This window comes from Cryptobacterium curtum DSM 15641, from assembly GCF_000023845.1.
GTDB lineage: Bacteria > Actinomycetota > Coriobacteriia > Coriobacteriales > Eggerthellaceae > Cryptobacterium > Cryptobacterium curtum.
Window position 1 is genome coordinate 702,296 of the sequence record NC_013170.1, and the last position, 20,309, is coordinate 722,604.

The 20,309-nt window shown below is 51.7% G+C and carries 18 protein-coding genes and 1 tRNA gene; 17 read left to right on the forward strand and 2 right to left on the reverse strand.

The genetic code is table 11. From position 1 onward, the window contains the following. Positions 1-72 precede the first annotated feature (72 nt). Genes obgE through yqeK form a run of 3 tightly spaced genes read left to right on the forward strand, consistent with a single transcriptional unit; the run spans position 73 to position 3,006 of the window. Positions 73-1,467 (forward strand): GTPase ObgE, encoded by a 1,395-nt coding sequence (gene obgE / locus CCUR_RS02960; RefSeq protein WP_012803003.1) that lies wholly within the window; start codon positions 73-75, stop codon positions 1,465-1,467. Further along, on the forward strand, positions 1,467-2,300 hold the full coding sequence (gene nadD, locus CCUR_RS02965) for a nicotinate-nucleotide adenylyltransferase (RefSeq protein ID WP_012803004.1): 834 nt from the start codon (positions 1,467-1,469) through the stop codon (positions 2,298-2,300). Before obgE ends, nadD begins: the two co-directional genes overlap by 1 nt. Further along, the gene (gene yqeK / locus CCUR_RS02970) at positions 2,266-3,006 is read left to right on the forward strand and encodes a bis(5'-nucleosyl)-tetraphosphatase (symmetrical) YqeK (RefSeq protein ID WP_143711807.1); all 741 of its coding nucleotides are present in this window, start codon (positions 2,266-2,268) and stop codon (positions 3,004-3,006) included. The genes nadD and yqeK overlap by 35 nt, the downstream gene beginning before the upstream one ends. Before the next feature lie 101 nt (positions 3,007-3,107). On the opposite strand, the gene rsfS is transcribed toward yqeK, so the two are convergent. Together rsfS and rlmD are read right to left on the reverse strand one after the other, a co-directional pair. After that, positions 3,108-3,521 (reverse strand): ribosome silencing factor, encoded by a 414-nt coding sequence (gene rsfS / locus CCUR_RS02975; protein ID WP_012803006.1) that lies wholly within the window; start codon positions 3,519-3,521, stop codon positions 3,108-3,110. A gap of 135 nt (positions 3,522-3,656) precedes the next feature. Beyond that, entirely contained in the window at positions 3,657-4,991 is a 1,335-nt protein-coding gene (gene rlmD / locus CCUR_RS02980) for a 23S rRNA (uracil(1939)-C(5))-methyltransferase RlmD (RefSeq protein ID WP_012803007.1), read from the reverse strand. Between the two features lie 303 nt (positions 4,992-5,294). On the opposite strand from rlmD, the gene CCUR_RS02985 reads away from it, so the two are divergent. From CCUR_RS02985 to CCUR_RS03050, 14 genes are all read left to right on the forward strand, one after another. After that, a tRNA-Arg gene (locus CCUR_RS02985) sits at positions 5,295-5,370 on the forward strand. 60 nt (positions 5,371-5,430) lie between these two features. Next, positions 5,431-5,964, forward strand: a complete 534-nt coding sequence (locus CCUR_RS02990) for a peptidylprolyl isomerase (RefSeq protein WP_012803008.1) — start codon at positions 5,431-5,433, stop codon at positions 5,962-5,964. A gap of 96 nt (positions 5,965-6,060) precedes the next feature. Continuing rightward, positions 6,061-7,431 (forward strand): tetratricopeptide repeat protein, encoded by a 1,371-nt coding sequence (locus CCUR_RS02995; RefSeq protein WP_012803009.1) that lies wholly within the window; start codon positions 6,061-6,063, stop codon positions 7,429-7,431. 36 nt (positions 7,432-7,467) lie between these two features. Then, positions 7,468-7,872: a nucleoside-diphosphate kinase gene (ndk, locus tag CCUR_RS03000; RefSeq protein ID WP_012803010.1), complete on the forward strand. Its 405-nt coding sequence runs from the start codon at positions 7,468-7,470 to the stop codon at positions 7,870-7,872. A gap of 216 nt (positions 7,873-8,088) precedes the next feature. Beyond that, positions 8,089-9,138, forward strand: coding sequence for a rod shape-determining protein (mreB, locus tag CCUR_RS03005; protein WP_012803011.1), 1,050 nt, complete (start codon positions 8,089-8,091; stop codon positions 9,136-9,138). A gap of 15 nt (positions 9,139-9,153) precedes the next feature. Next, positions 9,154-10,101 carry a rod shape-determining protein MreC gene (mreC, locus tag CCUR_RS03010; RefSeq protein ID WP_012803012.1) on the forward strand — a complete coding sequence of 316 codons (948 nt, stop codon included), beginning with the start codon at positions 9,154-9,156 and terminating at the stop codon, positions 10,099-10,101. 17 nt (positions 10,102-10,118) lie between these two features. Continuing rightward, positions 10,119-10,646: a rod shape-determining protein MreD gene (gene mreD / locus CCUR_RS03015; RefSeq protein ID WP_012803013.1), complete on the forward strand. Its 528-nt coding sequence runs from the start codon at positions 10,119-10,121 to the stop codon at positions 10,644-10,646. A gap of 13 nt (positions 10,647-10,659) precedes the next feature. Further along, complete coding sequence (gene mrdA, locus CCUR_RS03020) at positions 10,660-12,810, forward strand: penicillin-binding protein 2 (protein WP_012803014.1); 2,151 nt, start codon at positions 10,660-10,662, stop codon at positions 12,808-12,810. An 8-nt stretch (positions 12,811-12,818) separates the two neighbouring features. Further along, positions 12,819-14,033 (forward strand): rod shape-determining protein RodA, encoded by a 1,215-nt coding sequence (rodA, locus tag CCUR_RS03025; RefSeq protein WP_012803015.1) that lies wholly within the window; start codon positions 12,819-12,821, stop codon positions 14,031-14,033. Then, a complete protein-coding gene (locus CCUR_RS07230; protein WP_012803016.1) occupies positions 14,030-15,445 on the forward strand; it encodes a hypothetical protein in 1,416 nt (471 codons plus the stop codon). Before rodA ends, CCUR_RS07230 begins: the two co-directional genes overlap by 4 nt. Then, complete coding sequence (locus CCUR_RS03035) at positions 15,442-17,322, forward strand: TIGR03960 family B12-binding radical SAM protein (RefSeq protein WP_012803017.1); 1,881 nt, start codon at positions 15,442-15,444, stop codon at positions 17,320-17,322. Before CCUR_RS07230 ends, CCUR_RS03035 begins: the two co-directional genes overlap by 4 nt. Next, positions 17,315-18,118: a TIGR03936 family radical SAM-associated protein gene (locus CCUR_RS03040; protein WP_245526107.1), complete on the forward strand. Its 804-nt coding sequence runs from the start codon at positions 17,315-17,317 to the stop codon at positions 18,116-18,118. The genes CCUR_RS03035 and CCUR_RS03040 overlap by 8 nt, the downstream gene beginning before the upstream one ends. Then, positions 18,108-19,028, forward strand: coding sequence for a UDP-N-acetylmuramate dehydrogenase (gene murB, locus CCUR_RS03045; RefSeq protein ID WP_012803019.1), 921 nt, complete (start codon positions 18,108-18,110; stop codon positions 19,026-19,028). The genes CCUR_RS03040 and murB overlap by 11 nt, the downstream gene beginning before the upstream one ends. Positions 19,029-19,126: 98 nt before the next feature. Further along, a complete protein-coding gene (locus CCUR_RS03050) occupies positions 19,127-20,302 on the forward strand; it encodes a hypothetical protein (RefSeq protein ID WP_012803020.1) in 1,176 nt (391 codons plus the stop codon). The last annotated feature ends 7 nt before the right edge of the window (positions 20,303-20,309 follow it).

Here is a 20,309-nt window from a genome sequence, read left to right on the forward strand (position 1 = left end):
GCTGGTTTAAATAGGATATATCTTAAAGCCAGATGGCTATAAGGGTTTATCCTTCCTGTTAAAGGTGATCCCATGTTTATCGATAAAGTGCATATCCATGTCAAAGGTGGCGACGGTGGCGCCGGCTGCATGAGTTTTCGGCGCGAAGCTCATGTGCCGAAAGGTGGGCCAGACGGCGGCGATGGAGGCCATGGCGGTAATATTGTTATTCAAGCTGATGGCAGTGTTTCATCGCTGATCGATTACCGATTCAAGCATCATTTTAAGGCTGAGCGCGGCGTGCATGGTAAAGGAAGCCGCATGCACGGTGCCGATGGTGCCGATTGCATTTTGCGGGTGCCAGTGGGAACCGTGGTGCGCGCTTGGAACGAAGAGAAAAGCGAAGCGGGCGAGACGATCGCTGATTTGACGCACGATGGCGATGCAGTCGTGGTAGCGCAAGGCGGCGCTGGCGGGCGCGGCAATATTCATTTTGTGACGTCAACCAGGCGTGCTCCTGCTTTTGCCGAATTAGGCGAGCCGGCCAGCGAGCATTGGATTGAGCTTGAAATGAAGCTTATGGCTGATGCAGCGCTTGTTGGTATGCCAAGTGCCGGCAAAAGTTCGCTGATTGCTCGTATGAGCGCTGCAAAACCCAAGATTGCTGATTATCCCTTTACGACACTTGCACCTAATTTGGGTGTGGTACGTTCCGACGATTATGATTATGTGATTGCGGATGTTCCGGGTCTTATTGAAGGAGCGCATGAGGGACGTGGTTTAGGACACGAATTCTTGCGTCATGTGGAACGCTGTGCGCTGATTGTGCATGTTGTTGATATTACTGGTGGCTTTGAGGGGCGTGATCCGGTCGAGGATTACTGCATCATCAACCAAGAGCTTAAATTATACGCATCTGAACTGGCAAATCGTCCATGTATTGTAGTTGCTAATAAGGTTGATGTACCTGGTTTTGAAGATAACCTTGCTCGCCTTGAAGCAGTGGTACGTGAAGACTCGCTTGCGGCAGTTGGTGGCAATGAATTTGCTGAAAGTCCCATAAATCCCAAACTATTTCTAACGAGTGCTGTGGTAGGTAAAGGCATTGAGTCGCTTAAAGCCGTTATTGGTGCTGAAGTTGCACGCATTCGTGCAGCGGCACGGACTGCTGCGGCTGAGCAGCCCCATTACGACCACGTTTGGGAACGACGTCGACAGGCAGCTGATAAACGGTTCTCGGCCGTTATGCTTTCACCAGGGGTCTTTCGAGTGGAAGGACCACAAATCGAGCGCTGGGTGGTTCAGACCGATTGGGATAACGAAGAAGCTATTACGTTTTTGCAACACCGCCTGCGCCGCGCTGGCGTTGACGCTGCTCTTGAGGCAGCTGGTGCGCGCGATGGTGATGAGATTCGCATCGTTGGATACTCGTTTGCCTTTGAGTCGGCCCGTCAGCATGAAGATGTATTTTCGGAGCTTGAGCTCTAATGATGGATGAAGCTTCGATAGCTGATACGGTGCAAAATCGTCTTGCTGCCTGGGGTATCCCGATTTGCAATGCGGGTGGGATACGTGATGCTTCGACAGACGCTTCCTCAGCAGACGTCGGCTCAGCAGGCGTTCCTCCAACAGACGTTGCTTCAACGGGCGTTCCCCCAATAGATGTTTCTTCGGCAGATGATGTAGCTTCTCGAGCCCGCGATCAGAAGCCATTTCATCTTGGTGTGTTTGGCGGCACGTTCGATCCCATTCATCTTGGGCATCTTTCATTGGCAGAACAAGCACGTTGCGCCTGTAATCTCGATGCAGTTCTTTTTGTTCCCGCGGGAAAGCCGGTATTTAAGCGCGATCGTGTTATTACTGATGCTCGTCATCGTTTAGCGATGTGTGAGATTGCTTGTCGGGCGAATCCTTTTTTCGCAGTCAGTTCGATCGAAGTGGATCGTCCGGGGTCAACGTACACCATTGATACTTTGCGTGCCCTGCGTGCTTTGGTGCCTTCTTGGGTATCTCTTTCGCTTATTGTTGGGACCGATGCGCTTTCGTCGGTGTCGCATTGGCGATCCGTTGAAGAAATTAGCGCCCTCGCTGACTTTATCGAAGTTGTGCGACCAAGCAGCAATCAGCACAAAGACGAGTTTCCTGTGTGCGATAGTGCCGAGCAACCTACCTGTCACCTGCGAGTGCATACGGTACAGGCCCCCGAATTGGATATTTCATCGAGCGCGATACGCGCTATGATCTTTCATAACCGCTCGGTGCGCTACCTTGTGCCCGAAGCGGTGTATGACTACATCATCGATCACCAGCTCTATCGGTGACTTATTCACCAAGGTGCTGCTTGAAAGGGTGGCAACGTTGATAAGCGAAGAACATCTTCTCCTACCGGATACAGCAAATCCATGGAGTAAGGAAAACTATCAGTATCTCAAGCATCAGTTGAAAGAGCGGGTTTCTCCTCGCCGATTCAAGCATTCCAAAGGCGTGGCAAAAACAGCTCGCGCTTTGGCGCGCTGCTACGGTTTTGATGCAGATAAGGCGCGGATAGCTGGCATACTGCATGATTGGGACAAGGGTCTTAACAACGAAGCGGTCCGTGCGCGAGTAACTGAATTAGGGCTTACTATCGATCCTATGGTTGTGCGAGATATGCCCTGGCTTTTGCATGGTCCAACGGCTGCTGCTGCCCTTGAGCGCGCTTGCCCTGAACTAGGCTCTGAGGTGTTTAGCGCGATCGCGCATCATACCTCGGGTACTGCCGACATGCGTCTACTCGATTGTATTATCTATCTGGCTGATATTATTGAACCAAACCGAACCTATGGCGATGCGGATGGAATTGAACACCTGCGTTCATTGGTGGGGAAGGTCTCGCTCGAACAGCTTTACTTCGAAGCGTTTAAATACACTCTTGCATTCCTTGTTGATCAGGAACGCCTGCTATATCCCGGCACGATTGATATCTGGAATGCACTAATGGCGCGATTTGGGGATTTAGCGCGCATGAAGCGCGCTGGTCAGCTCTAAGGCTGTCGGACAGCAGATTGAACTGGTTTGTTCGCGAGCCCTATTCGAGCAAGTACATGGCAAGCTTCATCCAGGTAAATATGGCTAGTTTGCTGTACGTCTTACCCAAGCAAGTCGGCAATGCGCTTTGAATAGATAGCATCGGTGATGCCGGCCTCGTTGAGGTCAATAATCGGTGCGTCGTTCCACAGCTCTTCAATACGATAATAGTCGCGGGCTTCGGGTTGTAGAACATGCACAACCACGGCGCCGAAATCGAGAAGCGCCCAGGTTCCTTCATCAAGACCCTCACGGCCAGTCGGTTTTTCGCCTGTCTGCTCGCGTACTGCTGTTTCAATTGCTTCAACGATTGCATCAACCTGCCGATTATTCATTGCCGTGACGACAACAAAGTAGTCAGCAACCGAGGTGAGTTCTGACACCTCTTGGATCATGATGTCGGTTGCCTTCTTTTCATCGGCAGCCTTGGCGGCGATAAGAGCGATGCTACGGGAAGAAGCAGGTTGTTCAGTCATAGGTTCCTCAGGTTCTCTTCTGATTGTGCTGTGCGCAATTGATACTTCGATACGACATGTTGGCAGTTGTATAGATGATAGCGAGTTTGGCTGGTGTAGTGTACTTATGTGCAGCATTCCATCTGAAGTGCTTATTTAGCGGCTAAAAATGCTGACGAGCTCACAATGGTAGGTTTGCGGGAAGAGATCAACCGGTGTGACGCGTGTGAGGGTATAGCCATAGTCTGCAAGGCGGGCAACATCGCGTGCCCACGTTGCTGGCTCACAGCTGACATAGGCAAGACGGGCTGGCTGCGCCTGGGCGATTCCTGCGATAGCTGCCTCGGTCAAACCTGCACGGGGCGGATCAACAACGAGCGCATCAAGATGACCCATATGGGCAAGCTCTCGAGCACTGTCGCCACCGCGCACATCAACCCATACACCTGCAGTCTCAGCATTGCGGCGCAAATCACGCACACTCGACGACGCGCTTTCGACGGCAATAACTTCGCCAGCGCGATCAGCCAAGGGAAGGGTAAACGTTCCCGCTCCGCTGTATAAATCGGCTACGTGGCTGGTTTCGGTGATATCAAGACCTTCAATAACAAGCGATATCAGTTGTTCAGCCTGCGCGGTGTTGACTTGAAAGAAGCTTGGCGCGCTGATGCGATAGGTGAATCTTGCCAATGTTTCTTGCCAGAAGCCTTTACCGGCAAGTACTTCAACTCCTTTGATGGATCGCTGTTTGCCTTCATAAGCCAATACGCGCACGATACTGGTGGCTTTGAGCGTGCTTGAAAGCGTACGGGCAGCGGCTGCGCGCGGGAAAACTCCTGGTTTTGTCCAGAGTGCAATTTCGGTACTGCCAGTGCGCTCGCTTGACCGCACGCCAACACGATAGAGTCCAAGAGGGTTGTCGTCTGTGGTGTGCTCATTGCCACCAGCAAGAAAGCGCAGAGCACCGCGGAGTGCTTTTGGTGCTCGCTCAAGGTGGCGAGTGGCAAGGGGACAGCGGTCGACTGCTATCAGTTCATGGCTGTCTTGGCGTCTGAATCCAAGAGCAAGCCGTCCTGCTTTATCGCGCCCAACAGCCATTTCGATTTTGTTGCGATAGCTCATCTGCTGCTTGCTTGCCCGACATGCTTCGACAAGATTATCGGCTTGCTTGCTGTTGATGCCCCCAATGCGAACAAGCTGAGCAGTAATATTTTCGCGTTTCGCTTCGAGCTGTGTTTCGTAGGCAATGTGCTGCCAAGGGCATCCACCACAGGCGGTCGCATATGGGCAGGGTGTCTGAATACGCGCAGGTCCGTCTTGTAAAACCTCGAGAATATGTCCGCGGGCAAATCGCGGTTTATCTTCGTCAATAGCTACCCGTACGACATCGCCAGGAACACCTTGTTTAACAAAGATAGTTTTACCATCGCCGGCGTGGGCAATGCCCGCACTGCCGTATGAAAGCGCTTCGATGGTAAGGGTTTGTTCCATAGGATCCTTCTTGTGTGAGTAGTCGTTGCATTATCGCGCTTGGGTCAGATGTCGACAACGACTTCCGCATAAAACGCATTGGGCTAAAGATATGCTTTTCCCTTACACGGTAGCCTCGGGAGGATACTGCGGTGAAGCTCTTATTATTGAGTGATATGCACGTGAGAGCACGAATAGACGTACACATTATCTGAGTCATTTAAATGGGAATACGGCTGAAATTCGGGTAGGCATGGCGATTAAATGCAAGAAAAAGGCCTTATGCCGCCTTGTGCGGGGATAGCGTATAATGCTTTGGAGCGTGCCCTCGTAGCTCAGGGGATAGAGCGTCTGCCTCCGGAGCAGAAAGTCGCAGGTTCGAATCCTGTCGAGGGCACCATGAGATGCAATGTAAAAGTCGCCGTACTCCTGTTTGACGGCCGGCTAGAAAGAGGTTCGCATGGCGCTTTACACACCTGCTTACAAGCCCAATGGAAACGAAGTGGCCGTTATAGTTACTTCAAAGGGCACAATCCGCGTACAGCTTGCAGGTGCGGATGCTCCCATTCATGTCGGCAACTTCGTCGAGCTGGCTCAAAAGGGTTTCTATAACGACCTCAAATTCCACCGATATGTTCCGGGGTTCGTTATTCAGGGCGGTGACCCTCATACTCGCGAACTCGATTCCGAACAGGTCAAGGCTGCAGCAGAGAACCCGCTTGGTGGTCTGGGTACCGGTGGGCCGGGGTACTGCATTAAAGAAGAATATACGACTAACCCACATAACAGTCACGAGGATGGAGCGCTTGCTATGGCACGCTCGCAGATGCCTGATTCGGCTGGTTCACAGTTCTATCTATGCTTGGGTGCGCAGCATTTTCTCGATCCTAACTACACGGTTTTCGGCCAAACAATCGAAGGTCTCGAGGTTATTGACCAGCTGCGAGTGGGCGATGTTATCGAAAGCGTTACCATTGAAGGTGCTCAGGAATAGGGCAAGAGGGTGCGCCGAGTCGCTTACTAAATTTTTGGCGATTGCGCACGTTTTTGGTATGCCCTTGATTATCGGCACGGAAGGATAATTCCCTGTATGAACAACGTATTATTCCAGCAGGCGAGACAGGCCTACATCACAAAGGATTACGTGTCCGCTCTCGAGGGATTTACCCAGTGCCTACAGGGCGCAGCAGCTGGTGAATCTCTTGCGGCTGGCGAACTGGGGTTGCTTTACCATCAAATTGGCAACTGCTTAATGAAGCTGCGCGATTACGAAGAAGCGATACATGCTTATACGCAAGCGACCAGCGACAATGCCTACGATGGCATCGGTGCTGTTAACTGCAATCTCGGCAATTCCTATGCGGCTTTGCACGATTACGAAAATGCGGTTAAGCACTTTGAGATTGCCGTTTCGGATCGCAAGTATGCTACGCCCTATAAGGCGTATTCGGGTATGGGTAAAGCGTATCTGAAGTTAGGTAAGTCAGCAGAGGCGGGCTCGTCGTTTCGTTCAGCCGCGCTTGATGAAGCAAATCCTAATCCAGCACAGGCGCTCCTGAACCTGGGTATTTGCTTTATGGCGCTTAATCGCCCAGCTGATGCGCAGGCGAGCTATGAAAGTGCCCTGCAGTTTACGATGCCAGCGGCAACGAAAAATAAGCTTTATGCAAATCTTGGTCAGGCGTATACCTCAACGGGTCAGATGCAAAAGGCAGTAAATGCTTTCGAAATGGCACTCGCTGATAAGACCTATTTCCTTAACGATGCAGCAAGCGTTGATTATCAGCGCGCGGTAGGGGCCGTTTCTCAGGGTACGCAGGTTATGGAACCGGTGGGTGGCTCGTCCGCTGCGACAACGGGCGCACTCAACGACATGTCAGGCCTCGATGTTCCTGCTGATGGCACGCCGGTGTATCAAGAAACCGATCAGGCAGCGGCTGATGCCAACCCGTATTACTACGCCGATTCCTATGGCGTTGAAGATAACTATCAGTCGGGCGACGATCGCTTCTTTAATGCAACCGAAGAAGAAATTGAAAAGTACAGTCGTGGGGTGGCTAAGCAGGATCGCAAGCGCCGCAATGTTGGCTTGAAGTTGCTGGTTGCCTTCATCATTATTATCGTGTTGGCTCTTGCTGCTGGTGTGTTTGCCTATAGCCGCGGCTATGGCTATCCCACGCAGGAAAGCGTTGTGCAAAAGGTCTTTACTGATAAGAGCGCCGCTTCTTCACTGTTTGCCTCCGACTTGTCATCCGATAAGGTTTCTTCGCTGCTGGACCCTGTTATCGAAGATTCTTCTTTGCAGGTTGATGGTATCGACCGCTCGATGAATTCTTCGACGGTGTATGTGACCGCAGCAACACAGGAAGGCGGCCAGGTGCAGTATAAGGTTAGCCTGGTCCGTGATGGTATTGGGTGGAAGGTCTCGAATATCGAACTTTATTTCCCCAGCCAGAACTAGTACATCTTTACTGAGACATTCAACGAAAGGAAAGGTATGTCTGAGCAGAAAACTTACACGATGATTAAGCCCGACGGTGTGCGAAATGGTCATGTCGGTGAAATTGTTAACCGTTTTGAGCGCGCAGGTCTTACCATCGAGCGCATGGAACTTGGCATGGTGACGCTTGCGCAAGCGCAGGCCAATTATGCCGAACATGAGGGCAAGCCTTTTTACGATGGTCTGATTGCTTACATTACTTCGGGCCCTGTCGTGAAGATGGTTGTTTCTGGCGAAGGGGCAGTAGCGAAGGTGCGCACTCTTATGGGTGCTACTAACCCAGCTGATGCAGCACCTGGCACGATCCGTGGCGACTTTGGCCTTATCATGGATGAAAATGTTATCCATGGTTCTGATTCGCCTGCTTCAGCTGAACGTGAGATTGGCATCTTCTTCAACTAGTGCCTTTAACGAGCGTTTAACTCGTTTTGTCCGTTTCACGGTAAGCTCTATTCAAAGCGTGGGTGTTTAATAAGAAATACGTCGCAAGAAACTGATTCTGGAAGTTCTTCTGGGGTCAGTTTTTTCATATAGGCTGGATATGGATTTCAACGGGCGCCCATGCCCCTATGCTAATATTTACTTTCGCATATTTACGAGGGAAAAAGGACTGCCTGTATGTCTTTCATGGATTGGTTTAATTCGGCCGGTTCTTCATATGATTTAGCTATTGACCTGGGTACGGCAAATACGCTGGTAGCCATCACGGGGGAGGGTATCGTTATTAACGAGCCGTCCGTTGTGGCTATCGAGAAGAGTACTCATCGTGTTTTGGCAGTTGGTCATGAAGCAAAAAATATGATCAACCATACGCCCGATGCCTTTTCTGCTGAACATCCGCTTCATGACGGTGTTATTGCTGATTACGATGTCACCGAGGCGATGCTGTCTGCCTTTATCAATAAAGCAGTCGAACGAAAGTATCCGTGGCAGCCGAAGCCGCGTATCGTTGTCTGCATTCCATGTGGGGCGACAAGTGTTGAAAAGCGCGCGGTGTTTGAGGCTACTATTCAAGCTGGCGCCAGACAGGCTTACCTTATTGAGGAACCGATGGCGGCTGCTATGGGTGCCGACCTGCCGGTAACCGAACCAACGGGTAGCATGGTTGTTGATATTGGTGGCGGAACAACTGAAGTTGCCGTTATTTCACTGGGCGGTATTGTTACCTCGTCTTCGCTGCGTCTAGCGGGTAACCGCATGGATGAAGCTATCGCTATGTACCTGCGTGACCTTTTGGGTATCAAAATTGGAGAACGTACCGCTGAAGTCATCAAGATTAAGATCGGCTCCATTCTTCCGTTTGGTGATGGACGCGAGCGCGACATGATTATTTCAGGTCAGGACGTCCTGACCGAACAGCCTAAGGAAGTAACAATTCAGTCAGAAGACGTGCGGGCGGCTCTTCAGTCTTCCTGCGATGAAATGGTGCTTCATATTAAGGAAACGTTCAAGAAAACGAACCCCGATCTGGCGAGCGACATTATTCAGAATGGTATCTTGCTTACTGGTGGTGGCGGTCTTTTGTCTGGTCTCGACCAGTATCTGGCGCAGGAACTTGAAATACCAGTTTGGGTGAGCGAAACTGCCTTGACCAACGTGGTTATGGGTTGCTTAAAGGTGTTGGAGACTCCTACAGCTTTGAAGCAGACGCTCATGCGCTCTCGATAGGGCGCAGGCTTCGCCATGGCCTTTAATTTCAAACAAGGGGCATCGGCAACGCGCGTTTACGTGCTTCTTGTTGCGCTGCTTGTTCTTTCTCTTGCGCTTATTACGATATACGCACGTGAAGGGTCTTCAGGGGTGCTGCATACTGCTCAAAACGCACTTTCTTTAGCGGCTTCGCCACTGCGGAGCGCTTCAGGTGCCTTATCGGCTGCTGAAGATGCTTCTGCCGCAACGGCTTCTGATGTTGTCGCAGATGAAAGTAGCCTTTCAGTGCTGCGTGAACAGAATGCACAATTGCGTCAGAACCTTGCTGAACTCGAGGAATACCGCGCTGAAGCGCAGCGCCTTCAAGAGCTTCTTGATTTGAAAGATGACAATAAGCTTGATGGTACAGCCGCACGCGTGCTGTCGCGTTCAAGTGATGCGTGGAACAACGTTATCACGATTGATAAAGGAACCGATGCGGGTATTCATGAAGGACTGGCAGTTATGGCCTCAAGTGGTCTTATCGGTCAGGTTATTTCAACCACATCTCTTTCTTCTCAGGTACGGCTTATGCAAGATCCTCAGTTCGGTGTGGCTGCCATGGTGCAGTCAAGTCGTGCTGAGGGCATTGTAAAAGGTGCACTCGATGGTTTGTTGTATCTTGAGGATATCGATAGCGATGCCCAGGTGGCCTTAGGTGATACGGTGATTACGTCCGGGCTCGGTGGCGGATTCTATCGCGGTATTCTTATTGGTACCGTCGTGAAGATTGACGGCCAGCAGGGCGATGCTAATCGGCGGATTGTGGTGGAGCCAAATGCTTCTGCTTCTCCACTGTCCGAGGTTTTTGTGGTTACCGGTATGTCAGACACTGCAAATACGACGAATGACACCGACACGGGAACTACTGCGCGTACCACAAACACTACAAATACCGCGCAGGATGCTTCTTCTGCATCCCGCAGCGCGACACGTAACTAAAAGGAGGTGCCATAGATATGCAGCGAGAAACAAGAATAGCGGTAGTGGGCGCCTTCGTGGCGGTTATTCTTCAGATAGTCTTAGCACCAAATATTGCTTTTGCGAGCATTGTTCCTAACATTCTTATTGTGTATGCCATTGTTGTAGCGATGTGCTTGCCCGCGTCTGCGTCGCTGTGGATTGCCTTTTTTATGGGGCTTGCGAGTGACCTCTTTGGGTTTGGCATGATTGGATCGCTTTCATTCCTCTTGGTTATTGCGACCTTTACGGCTTCGCGTTTATATGGAGCTATTGCTGATGGGCGTCTTGCAGCGGCCTTGGGCACACTCATGGTTTTTATTTTGGCTGTTAACATGCTTTATGCGGCATTTTTGATAGGTGCCTCATCCACTTCAATTCTCGATGCGTTTATCTACCGCGCATTGCCGTGTACGGTTTACGAGTGTGCGATTGGACTTGTGCTCTATCCGCTTATGTCACGTTTGCTGGAGGCTCGCACGCATGGGATCGGTACAGCAGCAGCTTCATTGAAGCAGTTGCGCTAACGGAAGGGCCTCTATGCTGTACGCCCTGATTGCTGGTCTTTTCACTATTGCTCTTATCGTTGTTATCGTTTTGGTTGTCGTTATGCGCAGGCGGCGACAATCATCAGATGTGGTCGCACCCACTCATGCGTGGAAGTCAGTTGATACCTTCGGTGTTGCACCAAAGAAGGAAAAAACAGGCTTTGGAGTAGCAGAGCATACCCGCCTTGCAGGACAGAAGAGCGCTTCTGGTACCGCTGGTGAAACCCTGCGCGGTCGCTTTGTTGCAATGGGTATATTCGCGGGTGGTATATTCGGTACACTCGCTGCTAAATTGTGGAGTATGCAGGTACTGCAGAGTGAAAGCTATAGTGAACAAGCAGCGCGCAACCTCTATGCAACGGTGTATACGCCAGCTCCACGTGGCATTATCTATGATGCAAATGGCATTCCGCTTGTGACGAATCGGTCGTCCTATACAGTGCTTGCGAATGCTGATGTTGCGTCCAATCGCAATACCGTTGCGCGACTTTCGACGCTTTTAGGTATTCCCTTTCAGGTTGTGCGGCAGCGTATTCTTGATACCTCAGCAGGTGTGCAGAGTAGCCGCGTAGTAGCACGTGATGCGTCGTTGCGCAACATTGCATTTATCAGCGAACATGCTGATGCATTTCCGGGGGTAACGTGTGAGGCGCGCACGCAGCGCGCGTATCCGTATGGGGCACTAGCTGCTCATGTGCTTGGGTATACCGGAACTGCTTCAGCTGACGATTTTGCACAAGTTGCTGCCGGGCGCAGTATTCAGTCGGGCGACATTGTGGGCAAAAGCGGTGTCGAGTATAGCTACGACGAAATGCTTTCGGGTGATCATGGAACACGCACGCTGCTCACTGATGCAACCGGTTCGGTGCGCGAAACAATAAGCTCAACCGATCCGGTGCGGGGCAACGATGTGTATCTTACGATTCGTGGACCGGTTCAGCAGGCAGCTGACCAGGCATTGCGTGAGATTATTGCACCCAATGGCCGCGCAGGAGGTAAAACAGGTACTGCTGGCGCGGTTGTCTGTCTTGATGCGACTAATGGTGAAATTATTGCACTGTCAAACTTTCCCACGTTTGAGCCAAGCCAGTTTATCGGGGGTATTTCAAGCGATTTGTGGGACAGCCTTAATACCCAAGAATCTCATTACCCGCTTATGGACCGTGTGGTGCAGGGCACCTATCCAGCCGCATCTACCTTTAAAGCATTTACCGCGATGGCCGCACTAACCGATTCAGTTGCCAATGCGACCAGTTCGTGGACCTGCACAGGCACTTGGACCGGTTTTGGCGAAGCGTATCCACAGAAGTGTTGGTTGACTACCGGTCATGGAACACTCGATTTGGTTGGTGGCATTGCGCATTCCTGCGACACGGTTTTCTACGAAATCGCGAAGGATTTCTACGTACGTGGCGCTTCGATTGGTGAAACTGCTATGCAGGATTACATCAAAGAATACGGTTTTGGGTCAAAGTTGGGCATTGATTTAGCAGGGGAAGCAACGGGGCGCGTGCCAACACCTGAATGGAAGGCCGAATACTTCAAAGACGCCCCCGAACAAGCCCAGTGGCAGGGTGGCGACATGACAAATATGGCGATCGGCCAGGGATACGTGCTGGTAACACCGCTGCAGATTGCCGCTGGATATTGTGGAATTGCCACCGGCCAAGTCTGGCGGCCACATGTGCTGCGTGAAGTCCGCAATTCACTGGGTGAAACGGTTCTTTCGTATACTCCTGAGGTTATTTTCACCCCCGATCAATCGGAAGCCAATATCGCACTGGTGCGGCGCGGCCTGCGTGAGGTTATGACCATCAACGGATACGAGCAAAGCTATTTCAGCGATGTGAATTATAAAGTGGCTGGTAAAACGGGTACTGCTCAGGTTGCAGGAAAGCAGGACTATAGTTGGTTTGCCTGTTACGCGCCGGCCGATAATCCGAAATATGTTTGTGCGTGCCTTGTTGAAGAAGGCGTCAAGGCAACCACAAGCACGATGCCTATTGTTGCGCGTGTTATCAAAGCCGCTATGGCGCTTGATGCTGGCTCGATTGCTGCTGATTCGATAGCATCAGTTGATAGTTCCTATTCAGCTTCTGCTTCTTCTTCGCGCTCTACTACTAATTCTGCACGGGAAGATTAGGGCGCGCCATGGATCCACTTCGTCCCATGAATCAGATATCAACCCTTCGGAGTGCCGGTGGGAGACTGCCGCGGTCGTTGAAGCCGCGTTTGTTTAACTATCTGAATCTACCGTTGTGTGCGGTGGTGTTTGCCTTAGTTGCTTATGGCCTGCTTATTGTGTATTCAGCGGTTGCATCTGATACCAGTTACAGTTTTTCCCGTCAGGCAGCTGGTGTTGCGGTTGGCGCGGCACTTATGTTGCTGCTCTTTCGCTATGACTATCATCATCTTTCGCATTACCTGGTGTTTTTCCTAATTATTAACGTTGTGTTGATCATGCTGCCCCATGTTCCTATTGTGGGGCAATCGGCAAAAGGAGCTACCTCGTGGGTTGCTTTTGGACCAGTACGATTTCAACCAGGTGAATTCGCCAAGGTAACCGTTATTCTTTTGGCGGCAAGTGTGATTGCGCGGTTTGGTGGGAAGCTCGATAACGTGCGCGATTTTCTTAAGGCGCTCGGCATTATGCTGGTGCCCTTTGTGTGCATTATGACGCAGCCCGACTTAGGTACTGGACTGGTGTATCTGTTTATTGCTGGTGTGGCGCTTGTGGTGGGGGGAGCACGCCCACGCTATATTGTTATTCTTGTCGCGTTGGCTGTTGCTGCTGTTGCTGCTCTGTTTATTCTTGATCCCATTGCTGATTCGCTGGCTGGTCACGATGTACTCTTGAAAGACTACCAACGTGCGCGCCTTATGGTGTTCCTTGATAACAGTTATGATCCAACGGGGGATGGTTACAACCTTAAGCAGGCACAGATTGCTATTGGCAGCGGTGGCTTTTTGGGTAAAGGCTATATGAACGCCACGCAGTCGGCGCTGGGTTATTTGCCTGAAGCTCCGACCGATTTCATTTTCTGTGTACTGGCTGAACAGCTTGGGTTTTTAGGCGCTTTTGTTTTACTTGTTCTCTATGCGCTGCTTATTTTTATCTGTTATCGTATCGCCTATCGATCAAACGACCTATTTGGAACGGTACTGGTCATGTGTGTGGCAGGCATGTGGCTTTTTCAGATACTTGAAAATATTGGAATGACCTGCGGGCTCATGCCGATTACTGGTATTCCGTTGCCGTTTATGAGTTATGGTTCATCGTTTATGGTGGTCAATTTCATTCTGCTGGGTTTAATTGGCTCGGTGCGATCGCATAATGGACGCGAATTGAAAAGGGGTTTGCGATGAAGCTTCCCATCAACATACCGGAGTTATTGAAGGCGGCCGAAGGTATTAATGAAGCGCGTGCGCTTCCGGTGCGGGTGGCGCTTTTTATCGATCCGACAGCAGACGAAATGCTTGTCCACGCACTGCGTGATGCCTTTGTTGCCGGTGATGCACAGGCAATTACATCCGTGTGGGAATTAAGCCTCGACGAATGGCAGAATGCGGTTGGGTATGATCTTGCAGTGCTCGTTGCTGGTGCGTATGAATCAACCGGGGAAGTGTCGTGTCGCCTGCGTGATGCAGGGGTGGTTACCCTAACGGTTACAAACTTACCGGTTATCGCACAGGAATTGGCGGCTGCAACCGCGTCATCACTGTTGCCTGAAGATGTTATCGGTCCTGATCCACAGGTAGATGGGCACAACGCTGCGGATAGTCGCTTCAACGAAGAACCGTATCCTATGACGGTCGATCGAATTCGCAGTGTTATTGAAACAATGGGTCAGTGGATTGTCCATACGTTTACCGATAAGCGTCTGGCCTTTGCTCGTTCATATCCGTTTGTTCGGCGTCCCTTTGCACTGGATTGCGTCAATACCACGTCTATTCAGAATGCTGGTATTGGAGCCGTTGTTATTATTCCCGGTGCTGACATGCCTCTGATGACCTTTAACCAGGCAAAAATGGTATTGCGTATTGGCGCGGCATGGGGATATGAAATGACCCTTGCGCGGTGGCGCGAACTGGCCTGCGTCGTCGGCGCTGGATTTGCGTGTCGTAGTGTTGCCCGTCAGGTGGCTCCACTTGTTCCTGGTGCTGGATTTGCCTTGCGGGCTGGTATTGGGGCTGTGGGCACTCAGGCTATTGGACGAGCGGCTATTGCCTACTTTGAAGGGCTTTCTCGTTCTGCTGATACTGCTGAAGCTGATACGACTGAAGTCAATGCTGCTAAGGTCGATACCGTTAAAACGTATGCAATTGAATCCGGTGCTGTTCATGTTGATGCGGTTGAAGCTGGCGCCGTGCATCCTGGTGCGGTTGTCTCCAACAAACAGTCTGCAATCCAACCTGTCCTCCGCACGTTTGCAGCATATGCTCCTGTTGTAGCTGATGGCGCTCGTGAGGTAGCCACCCAGGCACTTGCAGCCGGCCAGCGAGCTGGTGAGCGCGCGGTGCCGTTTGTGCGCAACGAGGTTGCTCCACGCGCACGCGAAGTGGCTTCGTATGCGGCGCCTATGGTGAAGGGGGTTGCCGGTTTTGCATGGGATGCCGCACAACCGACGCTGCGGCGGTTTGCTGAAGCTGCCACGCCAGTGGTACAGAGTACCGCAAAGCGTTTGTCACCAGCCCTTCAGGAAGCCTTTCCACGCCTTTCTCTTGTAGTTCGTGCTGGTCTTGCGCACGAGCGTAAAGGGAAGGCGGACAAGGAGTGAGAGATCTCTGGCCCCGTCTGTCGGAGCTTCTGCCACGTGCGCAGCGTCCGGTACGCTATATCAATCATGAGTTTGGTGCACTCCATCGCTCGCCCGATGCTGACCCGGCTGATACGTCGTTTGTTATCGTCTATCCCGATACGTATGAATTGGGGCAGGCTAACCAGGCTATTCATATCTTGGTGAACCGGGTAAATGCGACACCAGGTATGTTTGGGGAGCGTGCCTTTTTACCTGCTGCCGAATTTGCTGACGAAATGCGCTCGGCACATCTTGAATTGTTTTCACTGGAAAGCTGTGCGCCGCTGCGCGATTTTGATGTAGTGGGCATCACGTTACCTCATGAGCTCGCAGCTACCAACGTACTTGAGACACTCGATCTTGCGGGATTGCCCTTGCGTGCTGCAGATCGTGCTGAGGATGATCCCATTGTGTTTGCTGGTGGCCCCTGCACGTTTAATCCTGAACCATACGCTCCCTTTTTTGATGCTATTTGCATTGGGGAGGGGGAGGAAGCGGTACCTGAAATGGTGGCCGCTATTGGTGCTGCGCGGCGTGCTGGTGCAAGCCGTCAGCGCATTCTTGAAATACTTGCCGATATCGATGGCGTGTACATTCCTGCGTTTTATGAACTCTTAGATGATGAGCAGGCAGCCCGCCAAGGAGCTCGTGTTCGACCGATCAACGCTCATGCCCGCCCCGTGATAGAGCGCCGCGTTTTTGAAGGATTTGCTTCTTCACCTGCTTGGGAACCCTGCATTGTCCCCTTTGCCGACTTGGTACACGATCGTCTTAATGTCGAAATTTTGCGTGGTTGCACACGAGGTTGCCGCTTTTGCCAGGCCGGTATGATGTATCGGCCTGTTCGCGAACGTTCAGCTGACAATATTGTGTCTTCAACGCTTGAAGGATTGGCAGCCACGGGGTATGACGAAGTAAGTCTTACCTCGCTTTCAACGACGGATCATTCCCAGATACGCGAGATACTAACCCGCCTGAATAGCGCCCTGTCCGGTACTGGTATTCGGGTGTCCATTCCCAGTCAGCGGCTTGATGCCTTTGGGGTTGATATGGCGCAAATGGTAGCGGGTGAAAAACGCGGTGGGCTCACGTTTGCTCCTGAAGCGGGCACTCAACGCTTGCGTGATGTGATCAATAAAAACGTTACTGAAGACGACGTCATTTCGTCGCTGACGGCCGCTTTTAAGGCTGGCTGGCGCCGATGCAAGTTATATTTTATGCTTGGGCTTCCCACCGAAACTGATGACGATGTTAAAGGTATCGCCGACTTAGTACAGCATGCCTTTGAAGCGGTGCGTGCTGAAGTGCCGCCGGCTGAACGGGGGCGTATTCGCTTGAGTGTTTCCTGTGCGCTGTTTGTTCCCAAAGCTCAGACCCCCTTTCAATGGGATGGACAGATTGCACCCGAGGAAGCTCTTCGTCGCGTAAGGCTGTTGCGCGATTCGGCGAAATACAAGGCTATTGATGTGCATTGGCACGATCCGGCGACAAGTTTTGTTGAAGCGGTTATGAGCCGTGGCGGTCGTGAGTGTGCAGACCTTATCGAGGGTGCGTATCGGCGGGGCGCGCGCTTTGATGCGTGGACCGAACATTTCAAGCCTGAAGCATGGCATGAAGCTGCTGCTGAATTTGGGCTTGATGTTGACGATATCGCCCAGCGCTCGTTTACGCTTGATGAAATACTTCCGTGGCAGCATATATCAAGTGGCGCAAGTCTGTCGTATCTGCGTCGTGAATATAAGCGTGCTCTTGAGGCTCAAACAACACCTGATTGTTCATTTGTCGGATGTACCGGCTGCTCGCTCTGTCAGAGTTACAGTATCGACATGGATATCCAGGGGGTGCGGTGTGACTGATTCGTCCCACACTCCGAATGCATCTATCGACTCTCGCACGACACAGGAGAGTACGAATGAGAGTGTGAATATGGGTGTAGATACAGGGGCAAACACGAATACGTGCACAAATGCCGAGAGCCAGCTATTTCGTTTGCGTGTACGCTTTGCCCAAACTGGTCGCTGTGCGATGCTGTCTCATCTTGAGACCGCGCGCTATTTAGAGCGTGTGGTGCGCCGCGCCGCCTTGCCATATGCCATTACCCAGGGATTTTCGCCCCACATGCGGATCTCGTTTGGGTCGGCACTTCCAGTTGGGGTAGGGGGAACTTGCGAGATATTCGATGTGATACTTTCCCAGCGGGTTGATGAGGATATTGCTCTTGCGAAGATGCAGCAAGCGAGCGTGCCCGACATGGCCATCTTATCGTGTTCGTATATTGGCCTGCGTGAACCTGCTGCAAGTGTTGCGTATCCACTGAGCACCTATCGTGTCTGCGCTTCAGCGCCCATTGAGTCTGTTGCTATTCCAGACTCTATTACCGTTACGCGCAAGCGGCGAGAACGCATTTTGGACCCGGCTGACTTTCTTGTCGGTAGTCTGACTATCAGCGGTAATACATTGGAATTCACGTTGGAATCTCACGAAAGTGGCAGTTTGCGGGTCGATATGTTTACCAATACCCTTGCGCAACAGGCATCATGGAGACCATTGCAAATTATGCGTATCGGTCTTGCTGCTCGCTCGCAGAAATGCGAACAAGTAGATGATGGCTTTACCGCTCAACCGGAAGGGGACAATGGCGATGGTCGATAACAGTCTGATATCCGCACTGTGTGAGGGCTTAGGTGAGCGTGCGGTACTTCTCAACGAACCAATGAGCAAACATACGACGTTTCGTATTGGGGGGCCTGCTGATGTTCTTGTTATGCCACAAACTGAAGAACAAGCAGCTTTTGTTGTCCGCAGCTGTCGGGCAGCGTCGGTGCCACTGCGTGTTATAGGGCGCGGGAGTGACCTGTTGGTAGCAGATACGGGTCTTTCAGGTGTTGTTATGAAAATCGCGGGAAATCTCGCGGATGTTCGAGTCAACGGGTCGCGCATTGAAGCCCAGGCAGGTGCTTCGAACGCACGCATTGCTGAAGCGGCAGCGCAGGCTGCTCTTACCGGGTATGAGTTTGCTGCTGGTATCCCGGGCACCGTGGGAGGCGCAGCTATTATGAATGCGGGCGCTTACGGCGGAGAGTTTCGCGACGTCGCCTGCCGCCTTGTGTGTCTGAATGCCGCTGGTGAGGTGGTCTCTCTGCGCGCCTATGAAGCACAGTGGGGCTATCGGTGCAGCGCAATGGATACGACGAACACCATTGTTCTACGGGTGATCCTTCAGCTGATGCCTGGCAATACGCAAGATATTCGCGATCGTATGGCGGATCTTTCGCGTCGTCGTCGTGAAAAACAACCGCTTGAAATGCCCAGCGCGGGAAGCACATTCAAGCGCCCGGTGGGTTATTTTGCCGGTAAGCTCATAGAGGATGCGGGTTTGCGCGGGTTTTCAATTGGTGGCGCTCAGGTATCGCAAAAGCATACGGGTTTTGTTGTTAATGCCGATGGGGCAACGGCATCTGATGTGCGTACGCTTATTCGCGAAGTGCAGCGCCGCGTTCGCGAGAATTCGGGTGTTGATCTTCATCCTGAAGTGCGCTGTTGGGGTTTCAAAGACGAATAAGTCCTGTTGTCTTTACATCAAGAAGATTTGCAGGTCTTCTGCATTTCGTGGTAAAGCGTGTTGGACGGCATAGGGTAAGGGGTGCGAAAGGAGCACCCATGGCCGAATCAATCAGATATGCTCAGCACAGCGGCGTAGTACAGAGTACCGTATCAGCGGCGCCTGCATATCATCAGCCCGTTGTAAAAAATTCTGCACCTCATTGTTCGTTTGCCGCGGGATCATCCGCGCGGTATCAGTCCGTTGGGGGCAAATCTGCATCGCACCATCAGGTGGCAAGCGGAACACCTACGCCGCGTCGTCATCTTTTGTCTGATATTTCTCCTGTTCAAGTGGTGGCAACAGCCCTTGCTGCACTGACATCTATGTTGCTGTCGTCTCAAATCGGTATTACCGGATCAATTATTGGCGTTTTCGTTGGCTCGGTTGTATCCACGGTTTCAGCTCAGCTGTACCGCAATATGGTGTCGATATCAGCCGATAAAATGCATGCACGCACCGCTTCGACCGCTGGAAGTCAGACAGCGTCACAGCCTCAAGCGTCTGGGCGTGTTGGATCTGGTGTTGAGTCAAACCAGTCAACCGGTGCTGCCGCACGTGAAAATACGTTTTCAGTGCAGGCGGCACGTGCATCGGTGTATCGAAATTCCCCGAGTTCTGCCATCACAGGACAGGTAGATCGTTCGAATATCTCGCAGGCATATGCTACTGATGCGCGCTTACGTGCGCGCGATCGGCGTGACGCTAAAGCACGTCTTTCACGACGTGTCATTATCGTTTCTGTTGTTTCTGCCCTCGTTGCAATTCTCTTATCTGCTCTTGCCGTCAACCTTGTGACGGCCGGACAGGGGCTTGGCACTAAAACATCAATCGTTTCGTCATCTGTGCAAGCAGTTGACGATAAGCCAGCTTCATCTGCTTCGTCATCGACTGCGCAAACTGCGACACAGAATTCTACTGTCTCTGATTCTCAAGATGATTCTCAGGCGACAAATACGACGTCAACCGACGCACAGGACACGGCGCAGACGACGACAACCAAAACATCTTCCGTGCAAGATACAACGAGCACTTCAAATACACCGACAACAACAGACTCAAGTACAAGCTCAAATAAATCTTCAGCAGCAAATAGTTCGTCTACGTCGAACACTACCGGTTCTGGTTCAGAGACTTCCTCATCGACGGGCAAAACAGCAGGATCGTCGAGTTCTTCTGCGGCGGCGGATTCTACCTCAACATCTGCTTCAAAGACAACGACTTCAGAAAGCTGATGTGCGC

What these genes read in the sequence shown, in the direction of transcription:
- rlmD (WP_012803007.1), bottom strand. Translation starts at nt 4,991, where the DNA reads ATGGAACAAACCCTTACCATCGAAGCGCTTTCATACGGCAGTGCGGGC.
- CCUR_RS02995 (WP_012803009.1), top strand. Translation starts at nt 6,061, where the DNA reads ATGAACAACGTATTATTCCAGCAGGCGAGACAGGCCTACATCACAAAG.
- ndk (WP_012803010.1), top strand. Translation starts at nt 7,468, where the DNA reads ATGTCTGAGCAGAAAACTTACACGATGATTAAGCCCGACGGTGTGCGA.
- CCUR_RS07230 (WP_012803016.1), top strand. Translation starts at nt 14,030, where the DNA reads ATGAAGCTTCCCATCAACATACCGGAGTTATTGAAGGCGGCCGAAGGT.
- mreC (WP_012803012.1), top strand. Translation starts at nt 9,154, where the DNA reads ATGGCCTTTAATTTCAAACAAGGGGCATCGGCAACGCGCGTTTACGTG.
- CCUR_RS03050 (WP_012803020.1), top strand. Translation starts at nt 19,127, where the DNA reads ATGGCCGAATCAATCAGATATGCTCAGCACAGCGGCGTAGTACAGAGT.
- rsfS (WP_012803006.1), bottom strand. Translation starts at nt 3,521, where the DNA reads ATGACTGAACAACCTGCTTCTTCCCGTAGCATCGCTCTTATCGCCGCC.
- mreB (WP_012803011.1), top strand. Translation starts at nt 8,089, where the DNA reads ATGTCTTTCATGGATTGGTTTAATTCGGCCGGTTCTTCATATGATTTA.
- CCUR_RS02990 (WP_012803008.1), top strand. Translation starts at nt 5,431, where the DNA reads ATGGCGCTTTACACACCTGCTTACAAGCCCAATGGAAACGAAGTGGCC.
- yqeK (WP_143711807.1), top strand. Translation starts at nt 2,266, where the DNA reads ATGACTACATCATCGATCACCAGCTCTATCGGTGACTTATTCACCAAG.
- mreD (WP_012803013.1), top strand. Translation starts at nt 10,119, where the DNA reads ATGCAGCGAGAAACAAGAATAGCGGTAGTGGGCGCCTTCGTGGCGGTT.
- obgE (WP_012803003.1), top strand. Translation starts at nt 73, where the DNA reads ATGTTTATCGATAAAGTGCATATCCATGTCAAAGGTGGCGACGGTGGC.
- nadD (WP_012803004.1), top strand. Translation starts at nt 1,467, where the DNA reads ATGATGGATGAAGCTTCGATAGCTGATACGGTGCAAAATCGTCTTGCT.
- murB (WP_012803019.1), top strand. Translation starts at nt 18,108, where the DNA reads ATGGTCGATAACAGTCTGATATCCGCACTGTGTGAGGGCTTAGGTGAG.
- rodA (WP_012803015.1), top strand. Translation starts at nt 12,819, where the DNA reads ATGGATCCACTTCGTCCCATGAATCAGATATCAACCCTTCGGAGTGCC.
- mrdA (WP_012803014.1), top strand. Translation starts at nt 10,660, where the DNA reads ATGCTGTACGCCCTGATTGCTGGTCTTTTCACTATTGCTCTTATCGTT.